Raw genomic sequence first — 19,558 nt, 5'->3', positions numbered from 1 at the left:
GTCGGCAGGCAGATGCGGGATCGGTCCCGCGCCTGCCCGCCCTCAGCCTTGACCGGCACTGGTCAGACCGTCCTGCTGAACAAGATGAGCGTTCAGACGCTATCTTGCTTTCAGGGAGACCGATCACATGCCGACCAGAAAGACGCCGCTTGACCCGGCCCGCATCCGCAAATTCCTGCGCGACCATGCCGAGGGCATTGATCGCGACCCGCTGACCAATTCGGTTTTCTCCTTCGCACTCCAGCTTTTTCAGGACCTTGAGGCCGGTCGCACCAGCCTCTCTAGCGTCGCAGAAACGGTGGACGTGCTGCACTTTGACCTACTGCAGGCGCGCGCCGACCAGTTCAGGGCCCAGCACACCGAGATCGGCAAACCGAAAGATGCGTTCGCCGGGGTGAGCGCGCAGCTCTCGGCTCTCGCGAAGTCGGACCCAGAGCGGTTTCGCGAAATCGTGACACGCAATGCGGGCGGCATCGTCTTCACAGCTCACCCGACCTTCGCGCTCTCCCAGCGTCTGCGGCGTGCCTTCGCGGACTATGCAAGCCAGCCCGGCAAGAGCGAACTCGCCACCCTCAAATCTGTCGCCAGCGACCCGCAGCCGGACTGGCCGGACCAGATCACGCTGACCCATGAGCATGAAGAGGCGCAGGACGCGATCGCGAATGCGCAGGACGCCGCCGGTCATTATGCCAGCCTCGTCGTGCACACGGCCCGAAAGTCCCTCGACGATTGGCGTAGCTTGCGCCCGGTCCTCCCCACACTCGCAAGCTGGGTCGGCTATGACCTTGATGGACGCACGGATATTCACTGGTCCCAATCGATCACGCTGCGCCTGCGCGAGAAGGCAGCCCAGCTCGCCTATTATCGCGGACGTCTCTCCAACTTCGCAGAATTCGAGACGCTGGCCGCGCTCGAGAAGAAACTAGCCGCTGCGCAGGCCCATACCGAAGCAGCCGCCGAAAAGTTCGGCCAGGACCTGTCAGACCCGGACGTTCTCAGCGACGCGGCCAATTTCCTGACCGCCGCCTCCGACGCAAAGATCACAGACGCGGCCATCCTGACCGATCCGCTGACGTCCTTGATCGAAAATACGGAAACACCTGACGAGACAGCCGCCGCCCTGATGATCCTGCGCGCCGAAATTGACGCGCTCCAGCTTGGCACGGCCCGCATCCATCTTCGCGTGAACGCCGCGCAAGTGCGCACCGTCCTTCAGCGCGACCTCGACCTCGAAACCGAAGACAGCGAGCTTGGCCGCCTTGCCCTCAGCAAGCTTTCTGAGATGGCCGGAAAGACCGAGGTGCGCCCTGTAAACTTCGCGGACCTCTTCCTCGAACAGTCCACCGCGCGGCGCCAGTTCATGATGTGCGCGCAGATCCTGAAACACATCGATGCGGGCTCACCGATCCGCTTCCTCATCGCAGAGAGCGAGAACCCCGCTACAGTGATGGGGGCGTTGCACCTTACCCGCCAGTACGGCGTCGACCACGCCCTCGATATCTCACCCCTGTTCGAAACACCGGAAGCGCTGGAAACTGGTGGGCGTTTCGTCGAGCGGCTGCTCGAGGAAGCCTCCTTCAGGGACTATGTCAGAACCCGCGGCTATCTCTCTATCCAGCTTGGTTTTTCAGACTCAGGCCGCTTCATCGGACAGGTCGCCGGCAATATGGCGATCGAGCGGATACACAGCCTGATCGGACGCGCGCTGGGCGACGTCCTGCCCGGCACGGGCCTCCTCGTTTTCAATACGCACGGCGAGTCGATCGGACGCGGCGCCTATCCCGGAACCTTCCAGCAGCGCCACGATCATCTGTTGACGCCATGGACACGCGGCGAACTTTTCGCCCGAGACATCCAGCCCATCCACGAAGTGAGCTTCCAGGGCGGCGACGGCTTCCTGCATTTTGCAACGCCAGAGCTTTCGCGCGCCACCTATGCCGCCTTCTGCGAACACATCCTGTCAGAGCCACCATCCACTGAGGATGACGCCTTCTACACACAGACAGACTTTGTCTGGGACGCCTACCGCGCGCTCCGAAACTGGCATGAGACGCTGTTTGTCGACCACGACTATGAGGAAATGCTGGGCGGTTTCACCTCTGGCTTCCTGGTCAAGGCAGGCTCGCGTCCGGTCAAACGCGCGGGCGGGCCAAGCGGGCCGTCTGCCATCCGCGCCATCTCCCACAATGCCATGCTCCAGCAGCTTGGCGTGCCGCTGAATTCCGCCTGCGGGATTGGCTCTGCCATGCCGCGCGAGAAAGAGCGGATGCGCGACATCATCAATGCCTCGCCGCGCCTCCATGCTCTCATCATGCTGGCCACCCGCGCCCGGATGCTGACCAGCCTGCCCGTCCTGCGTGGTTATGCCAGTGTCTTCGATCCGCATGTCTGGCTCGCAGTGTCGCGGCATGGCGATGTCTCACAGGCGGGCGCCCTTCGCCGTGTCGCAGATACGCTCGGCGAAAACCATACTGCCGCCAGCCTGCAGAAGATCGCCAACCGCCTCAGCGTAGACCTGATTGAGTTCGATGCACTGATCGCGTCGCTCGACGATGCGCCGAGTGTTGAGAGCCGGCATGAGAACCGGCTCGACTTCCATGCCCTGCACGCCATCCGTCAGGCGTTGATGCTGTACGCGCTCAGCCTCACGGGCCGCCTCAGTGACCTCTCTGCCCGCCACGACACCAGCCGCAGCGACATCATCTCGCTCGTTCTCGCCATGCGGATCGATGAAGCCGCTGATCTGCTGGAGGAAATCTATCCGCCGTCACGCGGCGAAGCTGACCTGTTCCAGCACATCAATGAGCCCGGCCATGAAAGCGGCGCGCAAAGCCGGGCGGGCTATGACAGAATCCACCAGGAATTGATAGAACCGCTGCGCCTCTGCAGCGGCCTCATATCGCGGCTATCAATCGCGACAAGTCATGCCTTCGGCGCATGGGGATAGGGCACAACCTGTCCCATATATAGACATTTATACTTCGGCGTTATCTGTTGCATTTGCAACAGCTTAGCCCGCATCATGGTATTCGCGCCACGCCTCCATCGAACTTTTGCTGCATCTGCGAAAAATGGTGGCTTGTACATTGCAACTCCCCCCGAAACAGGGTCTAATCCACAACCTGTAGGGGAATAGCTGACGGATGCGGATTCAGCATTGGGAACCTAGTCAACATAGCGGCCCGGCCATGAAGGTTGAGACGCGACAGCCCCCCTTAACCAAACAAGACGATCAGAACGACGCTGCAGCGGTCTACGCAGACTGGCTGGGCGATCATGCCTTTACCAAGACGCATGGCAGCCGCTTTGCCTATATCGTCGGCGAAATGGCGCGCGGCATTGCGACCCCGCGCATGGTCATTGCCGCGGTGCAGGCCGGGCTTGTCGGCTTTTACGGCAGCGCGGGCCTCAAGCCGGAAACGATTGCCGCAGGTCTTGATGAGATCGAGGCTGCCCTCGGCAAAGGCGCGCCCGCCTGGGGTGCCAACCTCATCCATACGCCGCAGCAGCCGGGCTATGAACGCGCCGTCGTCGACCTCTTCCTTTCGCGCGGTGTGGCCCGCGTCTCGGCCTCTGCCTTCATGCAGCTATCGCCTGAGATCGTCCGCTACAGTGCAGCAGGCCTGTCACGCGCCGCCGATGGCAGCATCAAGCGTAGCACGCACGTCTTCGCCAAGGTCTCGCGCGCCGAAGTTGCGCGCCAGTTCATGGCCCCTGCCCCCGATGCCATTCTGAAACAGCTTGTCTCCCGGGGGGACATCACACCCGAGCAGGCAGAGATCGCCGCCACCGTTCCGGTCGCGCTCGACATCACTGCTGAAGCCGATAGCGGCGGGCATACTGATAACCGCGCCGCTGGTCCGCTTTTTTCCTCGCTGGTTCAGGCGCGCCGCCAGGTCTGCGAAGAGCATGGCCTCAACGCCGACGATATCCGCATCGGCCTTGGCGGCGGTATCGGCACGCCCTGGGCCGCCGCCGCCGCTTTCCAGATGGGCGCAGCCTACATCATCACCGGCTCGGTCAATCAGGCTGCCGTGGAATCCGGTCTCTCTCTCGCCGGGCGCAAACTGCTCGCCGAAGCAGGCCCGGCAGATATCGCCATGGCTCCCGCCGCCGACATGTTCGAACAGGGTGTAGAGGTGCAGGTTCTCAAGCGCGGGACGCTGTTCGCCATGCGCGGCAAGCGGATGCGCGAGATTCACAAGACACGCGCCAGCTTTGCCGACTGTACGGCGCAGGAGCAGGCCTTCATCGAAACTGCGCTCGGTGAGCCCTATGCCACCGCTTGGGAGAAGACCCGCGCCTATATGAGCGGCACCAATCCCAAAGAGCTCGCAAAGGCCGAAGCCGACCCGCACCACCAGCTGGCGCTCGTCTTCCGGCGCTATCTGTTCTTCGGCGCGCAATGGGCGCGCGAGGGCGATGAGAGCCGGCTGCGCGACTATCAGATCTGGTGCGGCCCGGCGATGGGCGCCTTCAATGAATGGGTAAAGGGAAGCCCCCTTGAAGCGCTCGAGACGCGCACCGTGAAACAGATTGCGCTCAACCTGCTCGACGGGGCCGCGCATCTCACAAGGCTCCAGGCGCGGCGCGCGTGCGGAGAGAACATTCCACAATCTGCTTTCGACTACAGGGCGGGGCTTTTCGAGTAATCTCTGGCTGAGGGGCTGAGACACAAAATGGCAGACAGAACGTCAGGACCAGCAGACATCGCAATCGTGGGCTATGGCGCCATGTTCCCGGGCCGCGGGGACACGCCGGGCTTCTGGCGTGATATCGCAGAAGGCGTCGATACGCTGGGGCCGGTCCCACCGACCCATTGGCTGATCGAGGACTATTACGATGCCAACCCGCGCGCCCGCGACAAGACCTATGGCGAGCGCGGCGGCTTTCTCTCGCCGAAGGGCTTCGACCCGCTCTCCTTTGGAATCCCGCCGAACCAGATCGACGCGACTGACAGCGCCCAGCTGCTCGCCCTCATGGTCGCCCAGACCGCACTGGATGAGGCTGAGAAGGCGACCAATGGCACGATCGACCGTAAGCGTACCTCTTGCATCCTCGGCGTTGCATCCGCGACCGAACTCGTCGGCCATATGTCAGGCCGCCTTCAGCGCCCCTCATGGGTAAAGGGCCTGCGCGAGGCCGGCCTGCCAGAAACGCAGGTGCAGGCAATCGCCGACAGGATTTCAGAGAATTTCTCCGAATGGAAGGAAAGCACCTTCCCCGGCCTTCTCGGCAATGTCGTTGCCGGGCGGATCGCCAACCGGATGGACCTTGGCGGCTCGAATTATGTGACCGATGCGGCCTGCGCCTCATCCCTCTCCGCGCTGCACGGCGCCATTCATGAGCTTCGCGCTGGCGACAGCGACCTTGTCCTGACGGGCGGTGTCGACGCGCTGAACGACATCCTCATGTATATGTGCTTCTCCAAGACGCCGGCCCTGTCGCCGACGGGCGATTGCCGTCCCTTCTCCGACAAGGCCGACGGCACCATGCTTGGCGAAGGGATCGGCATACTGGCGCTCCGCCGCCTCGCCGATGCTGAACGGGATGGCAACCGTATCCACGCTGTCATCAAAGGTATTGGCGCAGGTTCTGATGGCCGCGCCACGGCGATCTATGCGCCGCTGCCTGATGGGCAGGCCCGCGCGCTTGAGCGCGCCTATGAACAGGCGGGCTATGACCCGCGCTCCGTCGAACTGGTCGAAGCACACGGCACCGGCACGAAGGCTGGCGACGCCGCCGAAATCTCCGGCCTCAAGCTCGTCTTCTGCGAGGAAGGCGAAAGCGTCTCCGATCCGTGGTGCGCCATTGGCTCTGTGAAATCGCAGATCGGCCACACCAAGTCAGCTGCAGGCTCAGCCAGCCTCATCAAGACCGTCATGGCGCTTTCGCGCAAGGCGCTGCCGCCGACGCTGAAAGTCGACCAGCCCGCACCTGCGCTCGCTGGGTCACCTTTCTATGTAAACCGCGAGCTGCGCCCCTGGATCAGGGACAAATCGCATGCCCGCCGCGCCTCTGTCAGCTCCTTCGGCTTCGGCGGCTCAAACTTCCACGTCACGCTGGAAGAATATACCGGCAAGCTCGCCCCTCACCCCGACCGCATTTTGCCAGCCGAGCTGGTCATGGTTTCGGCCGATACGCCGGACAACCTCGCCAAGTCTATCGAGGCCATCGCTTCGAAGCTGGTGCATGAGGAAGACCTCGCCATCGCGGCCAGCGACAGCCACGCCTCATTTGCCGCTGACGCGGTCTGCCGCGCGGCCATTACGGCCAGCGACAATAAGGACTTCGCGACCAAGGCCGCAAAGCTTGCCTCGCTCATTCGCGCAGGCACAGCCGAAACTGCGCCCCTGCCGAAAGGCGCCAGCATCAGCCTCAGCAAGGCTGCGCCCGGAAAACTCGCCTATCTCATGCCCGGTCAGGGCAGCCAGTATGTCGGCATGGGCCGTGAGCTCGCGCTCGCTTTCCCTGAGGCGCGCGCCGCATGGGACTTTGCGGCAAGCCACAAGAAAGCGGGCAAGCTCGGCCTCCACCGGCTTGCCTTTCCACCATCTGCCTTCAATGACGCGGACGCCAAGGCGCAGGCAGATACGCTGACCGCGATGGAGAACGCACAGCCCGCGCTCGCAGCCGCGTCGCTGGCGGTTCTCGCTGTGCTGGAGAAGTCCGGCCTAAACGCCGACATGGCTGCGGGTCACAGCTTTGGTGAGATCATGGCGCTCAATGCCGCCGGCGTGCTCTCTGACAAGGACGCCCTCTCGACCGCCGTCAAACGCGCCAAGCTGATGAGCAAGGCCGCCGCCGACAATGAAGGCGCCATGCTGGCGACGCAGGCATCAAGCGAGCAACTAGCGCCAATTCTCAAGAACCACCCGGACGTCGTCATCGCCAATGACAATGCGCCGACCCAGACTGTGCTTTCCGGCCCAGTCGACGCCATCGAAACGGCCCGTCTCGCGATTGAAGCAGCAGGCATCAAGGCGCGCCGACTGCCGGTCGCCTCGGCTTTCCACTCGCCCATCGTCGCAGGGGCCGTTGCCCCGTTCCGCAAGGCGCTCGGCAAGACGGACTTTGCCAAGGCTGAATTCCCGGTCTTCGCCAATGCCTCGGCCAAACGCTACCCGCTTGCCTATGACAAGCAGCGCGACCTCCTCGCCGGACAGATCGAGAGCCCTGTGCGCTTCCGTGAGATCATTGAGGCGATGCATGAGGCCGGCGTCACCACCTTTGTTGAGGCTGGCCCCGGCACGGTGCTGACCGCGCTTGTCGGCCAGATTCTTCCCGGCAAGGCGACCGCCGTCGCGCTCGATGACAAGAAGGGCAGCGGCCTCGCCGCCTTCCTCGCTGGCATCGGCAAGCTGGCTGTGCTCGGCCATGAAGTCGACCTCGAAGCACTCTTTGCCAACATGCCAGCATCCGAACCGCGCAAACCCCGCTCCAAGCACGCGATCGATCTTACCGGCGCCAACTACAACAAGCCGTATCCGCCCAAAGGCGGCGCAGCGGCCCTCCCGCCGCCAAATGCAGAGAAGGTCCGGCCCAGGACTGTCGATACCTTATCAGCCCCTCCAGACCCGATTGCTTCAAAGCCAACGCCGCCAACACCTTCTTCTGTAAAGTCACCCCAGCCAGGACCTTCGCCCATGACTGAGCCCCGCCAGACCGCTCCCGCCTCCACCGCCGCGCAGATCCACGCGCAGATGACGGAGGCGCACAATGCCTACATGCAGACACTTCAGGCGGCGCATGCCCAGTATATGCAGGCAACGCAGGCGATGCTCGCCTCAGCCAGCGCCGTCCCTGCCGCCGCGCCGCAACCGCAGGCCGCGCCAGCGCCTCAGCCTGTGGCCCCGCCCGCGCCAGCACCAGTCGCAGCACCGCCTGCACCTCAACCTGCGCCAGCCCGCGCCCCGGCTGCGCCGGCACCTTCACCTGCACCGGTAATGGCAGCGCCTGCTCCCGCTCCAGCGCCAGCCCCTGCCGCGCCAGTGGCTCAGGATTTCACCGCGCTCGTAACCAGCCTGGTCGCTGAAAAGACCGGCTACCCGTCCGACATGCTCGAACCCGATATGGACCTTGAGGGGGAGCTCGGCGTCGACTCCATCAAACAGGTCGAGATCCTCTCTGCCCTGCGCGAAAAGATGCCGAGCCTGCCGGAAATCGAACCTGAACAGATCGCAGAGCTTCGCACGATCGCAAAGATCGCAGCCTTCCTCAGCCCATCGGCCAGCGCCGCGCCTGCTCCAGCGGCCCCGACCGTTCACGCCAATGGCAATGGCTATGCGAATGGCAACGGTCACCACGTCGCCGCGCCAGCGCCTGCCCCGGCAGCGCCACCCGCAGCAGGCCGGGCGGGCGTCAACATGACCGAACTTGTCCGCAATCTCATCGCTGACAAGACGGGCTATCCCCCTGAAATGCTTGAGGACGATATGGACCTTGAGGGCGAGCTTGGCGTCGACTCCATCAAGCAGGTCGAGATCCTCTCTGCCCTGCGTGAGCAGATGCCGAACCTGCCAGAGGTCGAACCGGAACAGATCGCAGAGCTGCGCTCCATCCGGAAGATCGCCGATTTTTTTGGCTAGGGGGCGCGCCGGCGTCGCCTGACGCTGCCCGCCCCGCTTCGCCAGCTCCCGGGCAGGAAGCCGCAACGCTTCCATCCCTGCCGCTCAAGGCTGTGGCCTATGTCAGCCAATCCGCCATCGGGCGGGTGACACCGGGCCTGCGCGAAGCGTCGCTGATTGAGTGGGTGACCCCGGACCTTGTGGCCGCGCAGCCTTTCGTCGCCGCGCTCAACGCATCGGGCTTCAGGGTCAACGCCGTCACCAGCCCCAGCGGGACAGCCAGCGCCCTCCTCCTCGCCCACGGCCTCGCCAGCTCGCGAGAGACTTTGCACGCAGACGCCGTCGCAGCGCTGAAAATCAACGCCTCGCAACTCGAGTCCCAGGGCGGCACCGTTATCCTGCTTCAGGACACAGGCGGGAGCTTCCAGCCGCACGACCATCGGGCATGGCGCGGCGGGCTTTCTGGGCTTGCCCGCACCGCCGCACGGGAATTCGCTGCCGCCACAATCCGCCTTATCGATATCGACGTGGCTGGCTTCGGCACAGCCCTCGCGGCCAGCCATCTCGCCGAAGAACTGCTCACGGGCGGCACCGCGCCCACCGCAGGCCTCAGCCCTGCCGGTCGATACGTGCCACAGGACACAGACTTCACCCTGCCTCGCAACCAGCCCGGACGGCTGGGCGCTCAGGACGTCATCCTCGTCACCGGGGGCGCACGCGGCGTCACAGCTGATTGCGTGATTGAGCTCGCCCGGCGCACAGGCGCGCGCTTCGCGCTGCTTGGCCGCTCAGAAATTACGCCATGGCCCGCAGGCCTTCCTGTCACCACAGATGAAAAGGCGCTGCGCGGCGCCCTCGCCAAGGCGGCCAAGGACGCTGGCGAAAAGATCACGCCCGCCGCCCTGAACAGCCGCGCTCGCGCCCTCCTGTCTGGCGCTCAAATCCGCGAAACGCTGGACGCAATCGCCCGCGCTGGTGGTGAGGCGCACTACATCCCTGCAGACGTTTCCGACCCCACCGCCCTTGGCGCTGCCCTCGCCAATATCCGCAGCCAGCTGGGTGAGATTACAGGTCTCGTGCATGGCGCAGGTGTCCTTGCCGACAAGCTGATCCGCGAGAAGACGCCCGAACAGATCGCTCGCGTCTTCGGTCCCAAGATTGGCGGCCTCGAAGCCCTCATCTCGCAGCTCGACACGAGCCAGCTAGAAACCGTTGTCTTCTTCTCATCGGTCGCCGCCCGCTATGGCAATGCAGGCCAGGTCGACTACGCCATGGCGAACGAAATCCTGAACCGCATGGCCTGGTGGCTGAAATCGACCAACCCGGCCGCCGCCATCACCTCCATAAACTGGGGCCCATGGGATGGCGGCATGGTGGATGACGGCCTGCGCGCAAAATTCGCAGAACTTGGCGTCCCGCTGATCTCCAAGGCCGCCGGGGCCAACGCTTTTGCTGACGCGGTTCTCGCGGGCGCCGCCTGCCCGGTTGAACTCGTTGCCGGTGCGGAGATCGCGCATGTCTGAGGCGAAATTCGACCCGATCGCCATTGTCGGACGTGGCTGCGTCCTCCCCGGCGCGTTGTCGCCTGCTGAGCTCTGGAAGGCCGTGCTTGAGGAAAAGTCCCTCATCACCGACGCCCCGCCCGGCAAATGGGGCGTCACCGACGCCGAGCAGGAAGCGATGGGCTACAAAGGCGCCTTCGTCAGCGGCTTCGACAAGGTCTTTGACCCTGCCGCCCATGATCTGGATGGCATTGATGCCGCAGACCTCGACCCTGTCTTTCAGTGGCTGCTGCATGCTGGCCGCGAAGCCTGGCGCGAAGCCGGACAGCCCAAGGCGCGCAAGAACCGGATCGGCGTCATCGCCGGCAATCTCGGCTATCCGAGCCGCGCCCTCTCTGACTATGCCGCAGACATCTGGCTGGACGGCACCTCAGACATAGACCCGCAGAACCGCTTCAACACAGGCGGCCCGGCGCAGCTTCTTGCCCGCTCGCTTGGCGCGGCAGGCCCAGCCTTCGCCATCGATGCCGCCTGCGCTTCTTCGCTCTATGCCATCAAGCTCGCCTGCGACCGCCTTCAGGACCACAGCCTCGATATCGTCGTCGCCGCGGCCGTGAACGGTGCAGACAATCTCATCCTCCATCAGGGCTTTTCCGCCCTCAACGCGCTCTCGCCGACAGGCCGCTCGCGGCCCTTCGTGGACGGTGCAGACGGCCTCGTCCCGGCAGAAGGCGCCGCCGCCATCGTCCTCAAACGCCTGTCAGACTGTGACCTTGCCGACCGCGTCTTCGGCGTCATTCGCGGCATCGGTCTTTCCAATGATGGCCGCCGCAAATCCCTGCTCGCGCCAGATGGCGATGGCCAGCGCGAAGCCATGGCCGCCGCATGGGCGGGCGCAGGCCTCGACCCGTCACGCGACATTGGCCTCGTCGAAGCGCACGCCACCGGCACACGCACGGGCGACGCCGTCGAACTGGCCGCGACCGCCGCCCATTTCGGAGGCGTGGACGGCCTGCCCATCGGGTCGCTCAAGGGCAATCTTGGCCACCTCATCACCGCAGCGGGCATGGCGAGCCTCATCAAGCTCACTTATGCCGTCAATCAAGGCATTATCCCGCCAACCCGTCTTGAAGGCGACGCCATCGCGGGCTTTGACGCAGGCGGCCTTACCCCCGCCCGGCAAGGCAAGTGGCCAGACGACCGCCCGCGCATCGCTGCCCTCTCCAATTTCGGTTTTGGCGGCAACAATGCCCATCTGATCCTCGCCGCCGATGACGGTCATCGCGCCCGCCGAAAGGCCGCGAAGCCCGATCAGAAGCCGCCCCATATCGCCGTCACCGCCACCGGCCTTTCCCTTGGCCCGGATCGCGGCGCCGCGCGTGTGCTTCAACGCCTGATGCGTCCGCCAAAGGATGCACGCGGTCCGATGACGGAAACCCATGCCAACCCGAAAGCCCTTCGCGCGCCGCCATCGGACCTGTCTTCCGCGCAGGGCCAGCAGGTCGCGCTATGGGACGCCGTCGACGAAGCGCTTGCCCGCACGTCCCTCCCGGAGGGCGCGCGTGTCGGCGTCTACACCGGTTTCAGCTGCGCCCCCGAAGCGACCCGCTGGATGCTCCGTGCACGGATTGCGGAGCGTTTTGGCCTCAGCCCGACATCGCCAGAGGCGGACGCTGCCCGCAACGCCATTGCCGCGCCGCTGAAAGCTGGCGACGTCCTCGGCGCCATGCCGAACGTCTCGGCAAACCGGCTGAATGTGCGCGGCGACTGGCGCGCGCTCGGTTTCGCCGTGATGGAGGAGGAAGCCTCCGGCCTTCGCGCCGTAGAGCTTGCCATCCGCGCGCTTCAGGCGGGCGAGATCGACGCCGCCATCGTCGCCGCCGCCGATCTTTCCAGCGATGTGGTTCACGCCGCCACGGGCAGTGCGCGCACAGGTGACGCCGCCGCCGCCCTTATCCTGCAGCGCAGCGCCGATGCGACGTCGGCAACAGAAATCCGCACGCTCCGCATTGAAGCGGGCCAGGCGCCAAACGCCCTCATCTCCCGCATCTATGGCCACGCCCATGCGGCGGGCAGCGTCGTCGAACTTGGCCTGCAGGCCGAAGCCGCCGCACACGGGCTGGAGCTTGCCGATACGGGTCTCGTGCCGCGCCTCGACAGCTCCGCCACTCACCCCGCCGTCGCAGGGGCCGCCGTCAAACTGAAGACGCGCCCGCACCCCTCGCCAGACCTGCTGCGCCCGCCGCCGCGGCTCGAAACCTATGGGGCAGACAGCCACGACGCGCTCATCACCTGTCTCGAAGCTCAGGAACAGGCAAGCGAAGGCAGCCACCGGGTCGCGCTGCTCGCCTCCCGGCCTGAGGAGATGACGGCACTCCGCCTCGAAGCGGCCTCGCGCCTTCGTTCAGGCAGGCTTGAAAGCGGCGACGGCATCCATTTCGGTGAGGGCACGCCGAAGGGCGATCTCGCCTTTGTCTTCACCGGAGCTGCAGCTGCCTATCCCGGCATGGGACGCGATCTATTTTCGGCCTTCCCGTCCCTTGGCAAGCTCGTCACCCAGCGTTTTCCGGCCGCTCAATCTGTGGCGGACACGCTCGCCACTGGCCTTGAAAGCGCCTTCAGCCAGCTGCGCGCCACGACGCTCATCTCGCAGGCCCAGCATCTCCTCCTGACGAAGAAACTTGGCCTCAGCCCGACCGTCGCCATGGGGCTTTCCTCCGGCGAGACCAATTCGCTCATCGCCTTTGGCGCATGGGTGGACGCTGACGGGCTGATGGGCACGATTGGCGAAAGCGGCATGTATGACCGCTACCTCGCAGGCGCGTTTGAAACCGCCCGCAAGGCCTGGGGCGAGAAGGCCCAGATCGAATGGGCGACATGGCGCCTGCGCACCAGCGAGGCCGCTGTCCGTGATGCCATCAAGCCAGAGCCGCGCTGCGACATCACCATCATCTATAGCGCCAGCGATGTCGTCATTTCCGGTGAGGCATCCGCCTGCCAGCGCGTCATAAGGCGGCTCGGCGCGGCGGCGATCCGCGTGCCGCACGATCTCACCGTGCACACCCCGGCCATGCTGCCCTATGAGAAGACCTGGCATCAGCTTCACTTCAGAAAGACGAAGGCACCGGCGGGCGTGCGCTTCTACGCCAACGCCATAAACGGCGCTTACGAAGTCTCCGCCGATAGCGCCGCCAATATGCTGACCGGGCAGGCCATCGCGCCAATCGATTTTCCGGCGACGCTCCGCGCCGCGCATGCCGACGGCGTGCAGACCTTCATCGAGATCGGCCCCCGCGACACGCTCACAGGCGCCATTCAGGAAACGCTGGGCGCTTCTATCACGGCGCTGCCAACAGACCGGTTCGGCACGCCCGCCCTCGACAGTATCGCGGCCCTCACCGCACGCCTCTTTGCCGAAGGGCACACCCTCAATGTCGACTGGCTGAAGGCACAGTTGGGTGAGGCCTCCGCCAACACGCTGCCTTTGCGAGTGAAGGACAAGAGCGCCGTTACCTTCAATGCACATGTCGAGCCGCCGCGCCTGCCACAGCTTCCATATGGCGCTCGGCAGACCGCTCGCCGCCGCCTCACTCCACCCAAACGGCCATCCTTCAAGCCCGGCCCGCTTCCAGCTGCAAAACCAGCGCGTGCGCGCACGCTACCCCTGCCGCCCGGCGCAAGCTGGGTCCCGCCCGTTGTGAAGACAGTGGGCACCGCCGTTCTTGAGCGGAGGCGTCCTACACCGGCCGCGACGCCTGCAGCCGCGATGACCTCCGCACCAAAACCGGCCCCGGCCAAGCGCATTTCGCCCGCGCCGGCAGAGGCCCGTAAATCCGTCACACCGCTTGAGCGTCGGTCGCCCACAGGCCCATCCTTCACCCGGGCCCAGATCGAAGAGGCCGCCGTCGGCAATATCTCCGAAGTCTTCGGCGAGGCTTTCGCCGCGCAGGACAAATACCGCCGTCAGGTGCGTATGCCGCGCCCGCCCATGCTGCTCTGTGACCGGATCACCGGCATCGACGCAGAGGCTCTCGTTCAGGGCAAAGGCACCATCTGGACCGAAACCGATGTGGCCGCCGACCTCTGGGCAGTCAGTGATGGCATGCTGCGCCCCGGCCCCCTGATTGAGGCGGGGCAGGCAGACCTTGCGCTCATCTCATGGATGGGCGCGGACATGCTGAACTGCTCGGACCGCGTCTACCGCCTGCTCGGCTGCGAGCTCACCTTCCACGAAGGCGGCCTGCCGCGTGTGGGAGAGACACTGCGCTTCCAGATCTCCATCAAGGGCCATGCGGAGCTGTCCGGCGTGCGCATGTTCTTCTTCGAATATGACTGCTACGCCGATGAGCGGCTGCTCCTGTCTGTCCGCAATGGTCAGGCAGGCTTCTTCACCGATGAGGAACTCGCCAACTCCAAAGGCGTGCTCTGGGATGCCAGCGAAGGCGCGCCGACCGCAGACCCGCGCCTCGACAAGACATCGCCGACCAGCAAACGCAGTTTCAGCGCCGCCGACGTCGCTGCCTTCCGCGCTGGCGACACGTATCGCTGTTTTGGCGAAGGGTTTGAGCGCGCGGCTCCGCACACACGACCTGCCCGCCTGCCAGCGGGCAAGCTGTCGCTATTCGATGACGTACCCGAGTTCGATCCTACCGGCGGCCCATGGGGGCGCGGTTATCTCAAAGCTCGCCACCGCGTCGCCAAAGACGCCTGGTTCTATGACGGCCATTTCCATGAAGACCCATGCATGCCCGGCACGCTCATGGCCGAAGCGGCGGTCCAGGCGCTCGAATTCACCGCCGCCGGGCTTGGCCTGACCATTGAGCGTGACAGCCATGTCTTTGAACCGGCACCGGGCGCGCCTGCGACCTTCTACTGCCGGGGTCAGGTCACGCCCGATGCGGACCACGATGTCACCTATGAGGTCTTCGTCGATGAGGTGATCGACGGCGAAGAACCAGTGGTGTTTGCCAGCCTGCTTGCCCGCTCTGATGGCCGAAAGGTCTTCTACTGTCCGCGCTTTGGCATCCGCCTTCGCCGCCAGTGGCCAGACCAGCCAAAAGCCGCCGCCCAGCCGCATTATGTGAACGCTGATTGCGACGTGCGCGGTGACGAAGCGGCCCTCATGGAATGTGGCTCTGGCGCGCCGAGCAACGCGTTTGGCAGCATGTATGCGCCCTTCGACACCAAAGGCGCCGTCCCGCGCCTCCCACAGCCGCCCTATCACATGGTCAGCCGTGTCCTCTCTGTCTCCGGCCCTGCTAGCCAGCAGTCGGCTGGCCTGAAAGCTGTCGCCGAATACGATGTCCCGAAAGACGCATGGTATTTCGAGGATGGCGGCACGGGCACGATGCCTTTCAGCGTGCTGACCGAAGTCATCCTTCAGCCCTGCGGCTGGCTCGCCTCCTATTCAGGCTTTGCCCTGTCCGGTGAAACGCGCTTCCGTAATCTCGATGGCAGCGGCAAGCTGCATCGCCAGGTCCGCCCCGGCGACGGCATGGTCCGCACGACGACCACGCTGACCCGTTGTTCGCGCGTGGGGCCGATGACCATCGTCTTTTTCGCGCTCGAAGCCACGCTCGCCGACGGCACCCCCATCATCACGCTGGAGACGAGCTTTGGCTTCTTCACCAAAGCCTCGCTCGCCGCGCAGGCCGGCCTCAAGCCAACAGACGCCGACCGCGACTTCGTCAACGCGCCAGCCGACCCACCGAGCGAGGACGGCACCCGCCTGCTGGCCTCCCGTAACCGATTGGCGCTGTTCGACGTCATCGACCGGTTCGAGCCAGAAGGCGGCAGCGCCGGTCTCGGCCAGATCCGGGCGCGGCAGGCCGTCGATCCTTATGCCTGGTACTTCAAGGCGCACTTCTTCTCTGACCCGGTCCAACCCGGCTCACTCGGCCTCGATATGCTGGTTCAGCTTCTCGCCCGCGCCGCCGACCTCAAAGGTTTCGCGGACCGGTTTGAGCATCCTGTCTGGGAGCCGATTGCCGAAACCAATGACGTGAACTGGACCTATCGCGGCCAAGTCATGCCAACGGCGAAACAGGCGACCCCGATGGTCGAGATTCTGGCCGTCGAAGAGGGCGATGACGCAACCATCGTGGACGGGCGCGGCGTGCTCTGGGTCGATGGGCTGAAGATCTATGAGATGCGCGAACTGAGTGTCCGGATATGCACCGCCCATACACCGTCACTGCACCGCCACTGCACCGTGTTTTCTGCTGGAAACGAGGGCTGGCTACAGTCGCATCGTCCAACCCATACCCTCCCCTCTCTCCCCCTTCTGGCCCAAGCCGGCATGGCCCTGCAGCAGGCGAGAGCGGCAGGCTTTGAAGGCTATCCAATTGAACTGAAAGCGTTTTCTCCAAAGCGCTGGGGAAGCCTCAGCGGTGATGGCCTGAGCGTAGAGACGAGGGTAACACCAGACGGGAACGCGAGATTGCGCGGCCGCGATGCCGTCTCTGGCGACGCGCCATGGTACGAAATTTCCGCCGGAAAGATCAGCCAGCCGGTTCGCGGCCCGAAGCCGAAACTTGGGCCCGAAAAGCATGGAAAGAAGCGGGCTGATCCTTATTCATCCGGCGACCTTTTCCATGGGCCTGCCATGCAGCCTGTGGTCTCGATGCGCCGTGACGCAAAAGGTTTCGAAGCTGTTCTGGACCTCGCCGCCGCCATCAATCCCGGGGACCCGTTCGACCCGGTCATACTGGATGGCCTCGTCCATGGCCCGCCGCACGAAACGCCTGAAGAATGGTTCGAGGGTGCGGAAAACACCGCCATCTACCCGGTCCGCATCGACCGCTTCACTGTGCTCGGCCCGCTTCCGGAAAACGGTAAGCTGACCGTCAGAGGCCGCCCGCAACCCCGGCCTGAAGGCTCTGATGATCTGCCCGTCCTGATTGAGGCCTATCTCGAAGACGGCACGCTCTGGGCGAGGCTGGACCTCATCGAGAAGGCTTATCCGAAAGGCAAGCTCGGCGCGCTCAACCCATTGGCCAGAAAGGTTTTTCTGACAGGCACCAATGACGAGGTGGTCGCACCGCTTAGCTGGCAGGAAGGCGATCGCAGCCTTGTGGCGCCCGCCGATGTCATGGCTTGCGACTGGCTGCCCGGCACGGTCGCCGCCGCTTGGGGGCTGGAGGGGCTGACGGGGGCTGATCTCATCAAGGGCGTCGCCGTGAAGGAATTCTTCGCCCGCAAATGGGGCATTCATCCGCAAAAGCTGACGCTGGACCCGCCATTCGTCATCGGCCCGAACGCCCGCAGCCGTTACGATCTGCGCTTCGATACCGCAGCGCGCGCCTGGTCTGTGGGAGATGACCCCCATGGATAATTTTGAGATTATCCCCGTCACCGATGCCACCCTGCCCTTGGTCCAGCACCTGCGCTACCGCGTCTATTGCGCCGAGAAACAGTTCGCCATGAAAGGCGCCGATCATGAAAGCCGGCTGCTTCGCGATGAGGCGGATCTGCTGGGCGAGACGTTCGCTCTATTTGATGGGGCCAACCTTGTCTCCAGCACGCAGGTCATCCCTGTGCATGCAAACGAAGCATCTGAAAGATTTCAGGTTTTTGATCTTGGATCAGTCCTCGCCGAAGGGGAAAGCTGCGTCGTTGTATCGAAACTCGTCACCGCGCCAGAGCGGCGCGGCTCCAAAACGCTCGGCCCGGTGATGCGCGCCGTCCTCGACTATGTGGCCCGCAACAAACACCGCTATATCGCCATTCTGGCCGAAGCACAGATGCGTGAGTTTTATGGCTCGATGGGCTTTGACATCCGCAAGGAAGGCATCGACGCGCCGCCCTTCGGCACTGTTTCGCTTATGGTTTTTGACATGCAGGATGAGCGTCACACGAGCGGCAGGTCCCTCGCAGGCTGGATGTTCAAATCGATTTTTGCGCGCTGAACGCGGCCGTACAGACCGCGCCAGGGCCGGCGTCGATCACTGACAGCTTCAGCGACAAGCCGCGATCTTCGATGTCGGTTTCATCCACGCGCCCGAGAATGAAATCCGACAGTATTTCAACGCTCTTCGCGCCACCGCGTAGCCCCTCTCCCCGGCATTTGAGGACCGCTTCCTTGGCCGTCCATAGACGATAGAAGGCGACGAGACGCGCAGCTTCGTTGCCTGCCGAGGCAACCGTCTCAGCCTCGCTATCGCTCGCGGTCATGGAAAGGATCGCGCCTGTCTCACGCGGAATCAGGCGCTCGATATCGATACCAACCACGGCGTTCTCAATCAGCGCCGCCGCCGCGACGGGCCCAGACTTCGACCAGCTTATAGCTAGCTCAGGCGCGCCAATGATCTCCGGGCGGGCGTCGTTATAACTCTGAAGAACGGGCGTTCCAGCATGTGGCCGTCGCTGCTTAATAAGCTGCCGCATCAGCCATCTGCCATGCAGAAAGTCAGCAGCGTCGTCGCTACGTCTGAGCCTGGATGTGCGGGTTTTCTCGGCCTCGTCAGCAGGCTCGAAGCCATGCTGAACATCCCGCCTGTCGGAAATCGCCCAGACCGGGCCAGCAGCTATAGAGCCGCCGCGCATCGTCAAAGCGGGTGCCGGGCTGGCCCTGCCAATTCGTCGAGCCGGTGAAGCAGTGCAGGCAGCCCCTGCCCTTCGGGGCGTTTGACGGTGTAGGAGGAGCGCTCGCTCGACACGAAACGCCGTTTCACAGTCTCACGTGCGCGGCTGACGCGGCTCTTGATCGTGCCTGCAGAGCAGCCGCAGACTTCGCCCGCCTCATCATAGGTCATGCCCGCCGCCAGGATAAGGATAAGCGCATCGCGCTGGTCGTCTGGCAGCTGGCTGATCAGCCGCTCCATCCGCGCAAAATCCTTGGCCGTTTCTTGCTGGGCTTCAGCGACCAGCGTCGCTGCGATCACATCCGGCTCCAGATTGACCGAACGCCATGAGCGGCGCTTCTGCATGTAGAATTCGTTTCGCAGGATACGGAATAGCCAAGGACGCATGGGCTGGTCCGGCTCAAACATTTCCTGCGAGCTCCAGGCCTTCAGGCAGGTATCCTGTACAAGATCGTCAGCGAGCGCGGCATCGCGGCTCAGCCCCCTTGCGAACGCTCTAAGCTCTGGAATGAGAGCTTCGAGTCGAGCGACGAAGGACGCTTCTATTTTCTCAACCAAACCACCCAACTCCAACGCACGGGGCCGACTATTGCCGTGCCCTATCTTGTCTTGTTCTCCTGCTCGCGCAGGCGCCGGATCAGGTCCTGCAGACGCTCCGGGACTGGCTCTTCAGCCACGTCCCGATAAGCCTTTCGCAGGGCTTCACCGACAGGCGGTTCCTTCATCCAGGGTGATGGCGATTTGCGAACCGGCCGGGAGGGCGACTTCTTTTTGGTCACGGTTTCGTCCCGGGAATAGAAAATCAGGTCCGCTCTGGTGCCACACACCCCTTCAAGTCGCAACTATGCCTGTCGCCATCTAACACCTATTTTCCTAATCCCTTTCTAAATTCAGATGAAAACTTCCA

9 protein-coding genes are annotated in these 19,558 nt (G+C 64.1%); 6 read left to right on the top strand and 3 right to left on the bottom strand.

Annotation, left to right across the window (positions count from 1 at the left end):
- The first annotated feature begins 127 nt into the window (after positions 1-127).
- The 6 genes from KUV46_10310 (at position 128) to KUV46_10285 (ending at position 17,976) form a co-directional block, all read left to right on the top strand.
- Complete coding sequence (locus KUV46_10310) at positions 128-2,947, top strand: phosphoenolpyruvate carboxylase (GenBank protein QYI99738.1); 2,820 nt, start codon at positions 128-130, stop codon at positions 2,945-2,947.
- 241 nt (positions 2,948-3,188) lie between these two features.
- Positions 3,189-4,652 carry a PfaD family polyunsaturated fatty acid/polyketide biosynthesis protein gene (locus KUV46_10305; protein QYI99737.1) on the top strand — a complete coding sequence of 488 codons (1,464 nt, stop codon included), beginning with the start codon at positions 3,189-3,191 and terminating at the stop codon, positions 4,650-4,652.
- A gap of 27 nt (positions 4,653-4,679) precedes the next feature.
- Entirely contained in the window at positions 4,680-8,588 is a 3,909-nt protein-coding gene (locus KUV46_10300) for an acyltransferase domain-containing protein (protein QYI99736.1), read from the top strand.
- Positions 8,589-8,680: 92 nt separating this feature from the next.
- Positions 8,681-10,090: an SDR family NAD(P)-dependent oxidoreductase gene (locus KUV46_10295; GenBank protein ID QYI99735.1), complete on the top strand. Its 1,410-nt coding sequence runs from the start codon at positions 8,681-8,683 to the stop codon at positions 10,088-10,090.
- A complete protein-coding gene (locus KUV46_10290; protein ID QYI99734.1) occupies positions 10,083-17,402 on the top strand; it encodes a polyketide synthase dehydratase domain-containing protein in 7,320 nt (2,439 codons plus the stop codon). Before KUV46_10295 ends, KUV46_10290 begins: the two co-directional genes overlap by 8 nt.
- Positions 17,395-17,976: a GNAT family N-acetyltransferase gene (locus KUV46_10285; protein ID QYI99733.1), complete on the top strand. Its 582-nt coding sequence runs from the start codon at positions 17,395-17,397 to the stop codon at positions 17,974-17,976. The genes KUV46_10290 and KUV46_10285 overlap by 8 nt, the downstream gene beginning before the upstream one ends.
- Here the strand turns inward: KUV46_10285 and KUV46_10280 are convergent.
- From KUV46_10280 to KUV46_10270, 3 genes are all read right to left on the bottom strand, one after another.
- Entirely contained in the window at positions 17,954-18,454 is a 501-nt protein-coding gene (locus KUV46_10280; protein ID QYI99732.1) for a 4'-phosphopantetheinyl transferase superfamily protein, read from the bottom strand. The genes KUV46_10285 and KUV46_10280 overlap by 23 nt on opposite strands.
- 161 nt (positions 18,455-18,615) lie before the next feature.
- Complete coding sequence (locus KUV46_10275; GenBank protein QYI99731.1) at positions 18,616-19,209, bottom strand: sigma-70 family RNA polymerase sigma factor; 594 nt, start codon at positions 19,207-19,209, stop codon at positions 18,616-18,618.
- Between the two features lie 41 nt (positions 19,210-19,250).
- The gene (locus KUV46_10270) at positions 19,251-19,376 is read right to left on the bottom strand and encodes a hypothetical protein (protein QYJ02390.1); all 126 of its coding nucleotides are present in this window, start codon (positions 19,374-19,376) and stop codon (positions 19,251-19,253) included.
- Positions 19,377-19,558 lie beyond the last annotated feature (182 nt).

Source organism: Thalassovita mediterranea (assembly GCA_019448215.1).
In the GTDB taxonomy this organism is placed as follows: Bacteria; Pseudomonadota; Alphaproteobacteria; order Caulobacterales; family Hyphomonadaceae; genus Henriciella.
The sequence above is the reverse complement of the archived record's forward strand: the minus strand, read 5'-3'. Positions and strand labels throughout refer to the sequence as shown.

Coding starts and splice junctions, on each gene's coding strand:
- KUV46_10310 (QYI99738.1), top strand. CDS start 128: ATGCCGACCAGAAAGACGCCGCTTGACCCGGCCCGCATCCGCAAATTC.
- KUV46_10305 (QYI99737.1), top strand. CDS start 3,189: ATGAAGGTTGAGACGCGACAGCCCCCCTTAACCAAACAAGACGATCAG.
- KUV46_10300 (QYI99736.1), top strand. CDS start 4,680: ATGGCAGACAGAACGTCAGGACCAGCAGACATCGCAATCGTGGGCTAT.
- KUV46_10290 (QYI99734.1), top strand. CDS start 10,083: ATGTCTGAGGCGAAATTCGACCCGATCGCCATTGTCGGACGTGGCTGC.
- KUV46_10285 (QYI99733.1), top strand. CDS start 17,395: ATGGATAATTTTGAGATTATCCCCGTCACCGATGCCACCCTGCCCTTG.
- KUV46_10280 (QYI99732.1), bottom strand. CDS start 18,454: ATGCGGCAGCTTATTAAGCAGCGACGGCCACATGCTGGAACGCCCGTT.
- KUV46_10270 (QYJ02390.1), bottom strand. CDS start 19,376: ATGAAGGAACCGCCTGTCGGTGAAGCCCTGCGAAAGGCTTATCGGGAC.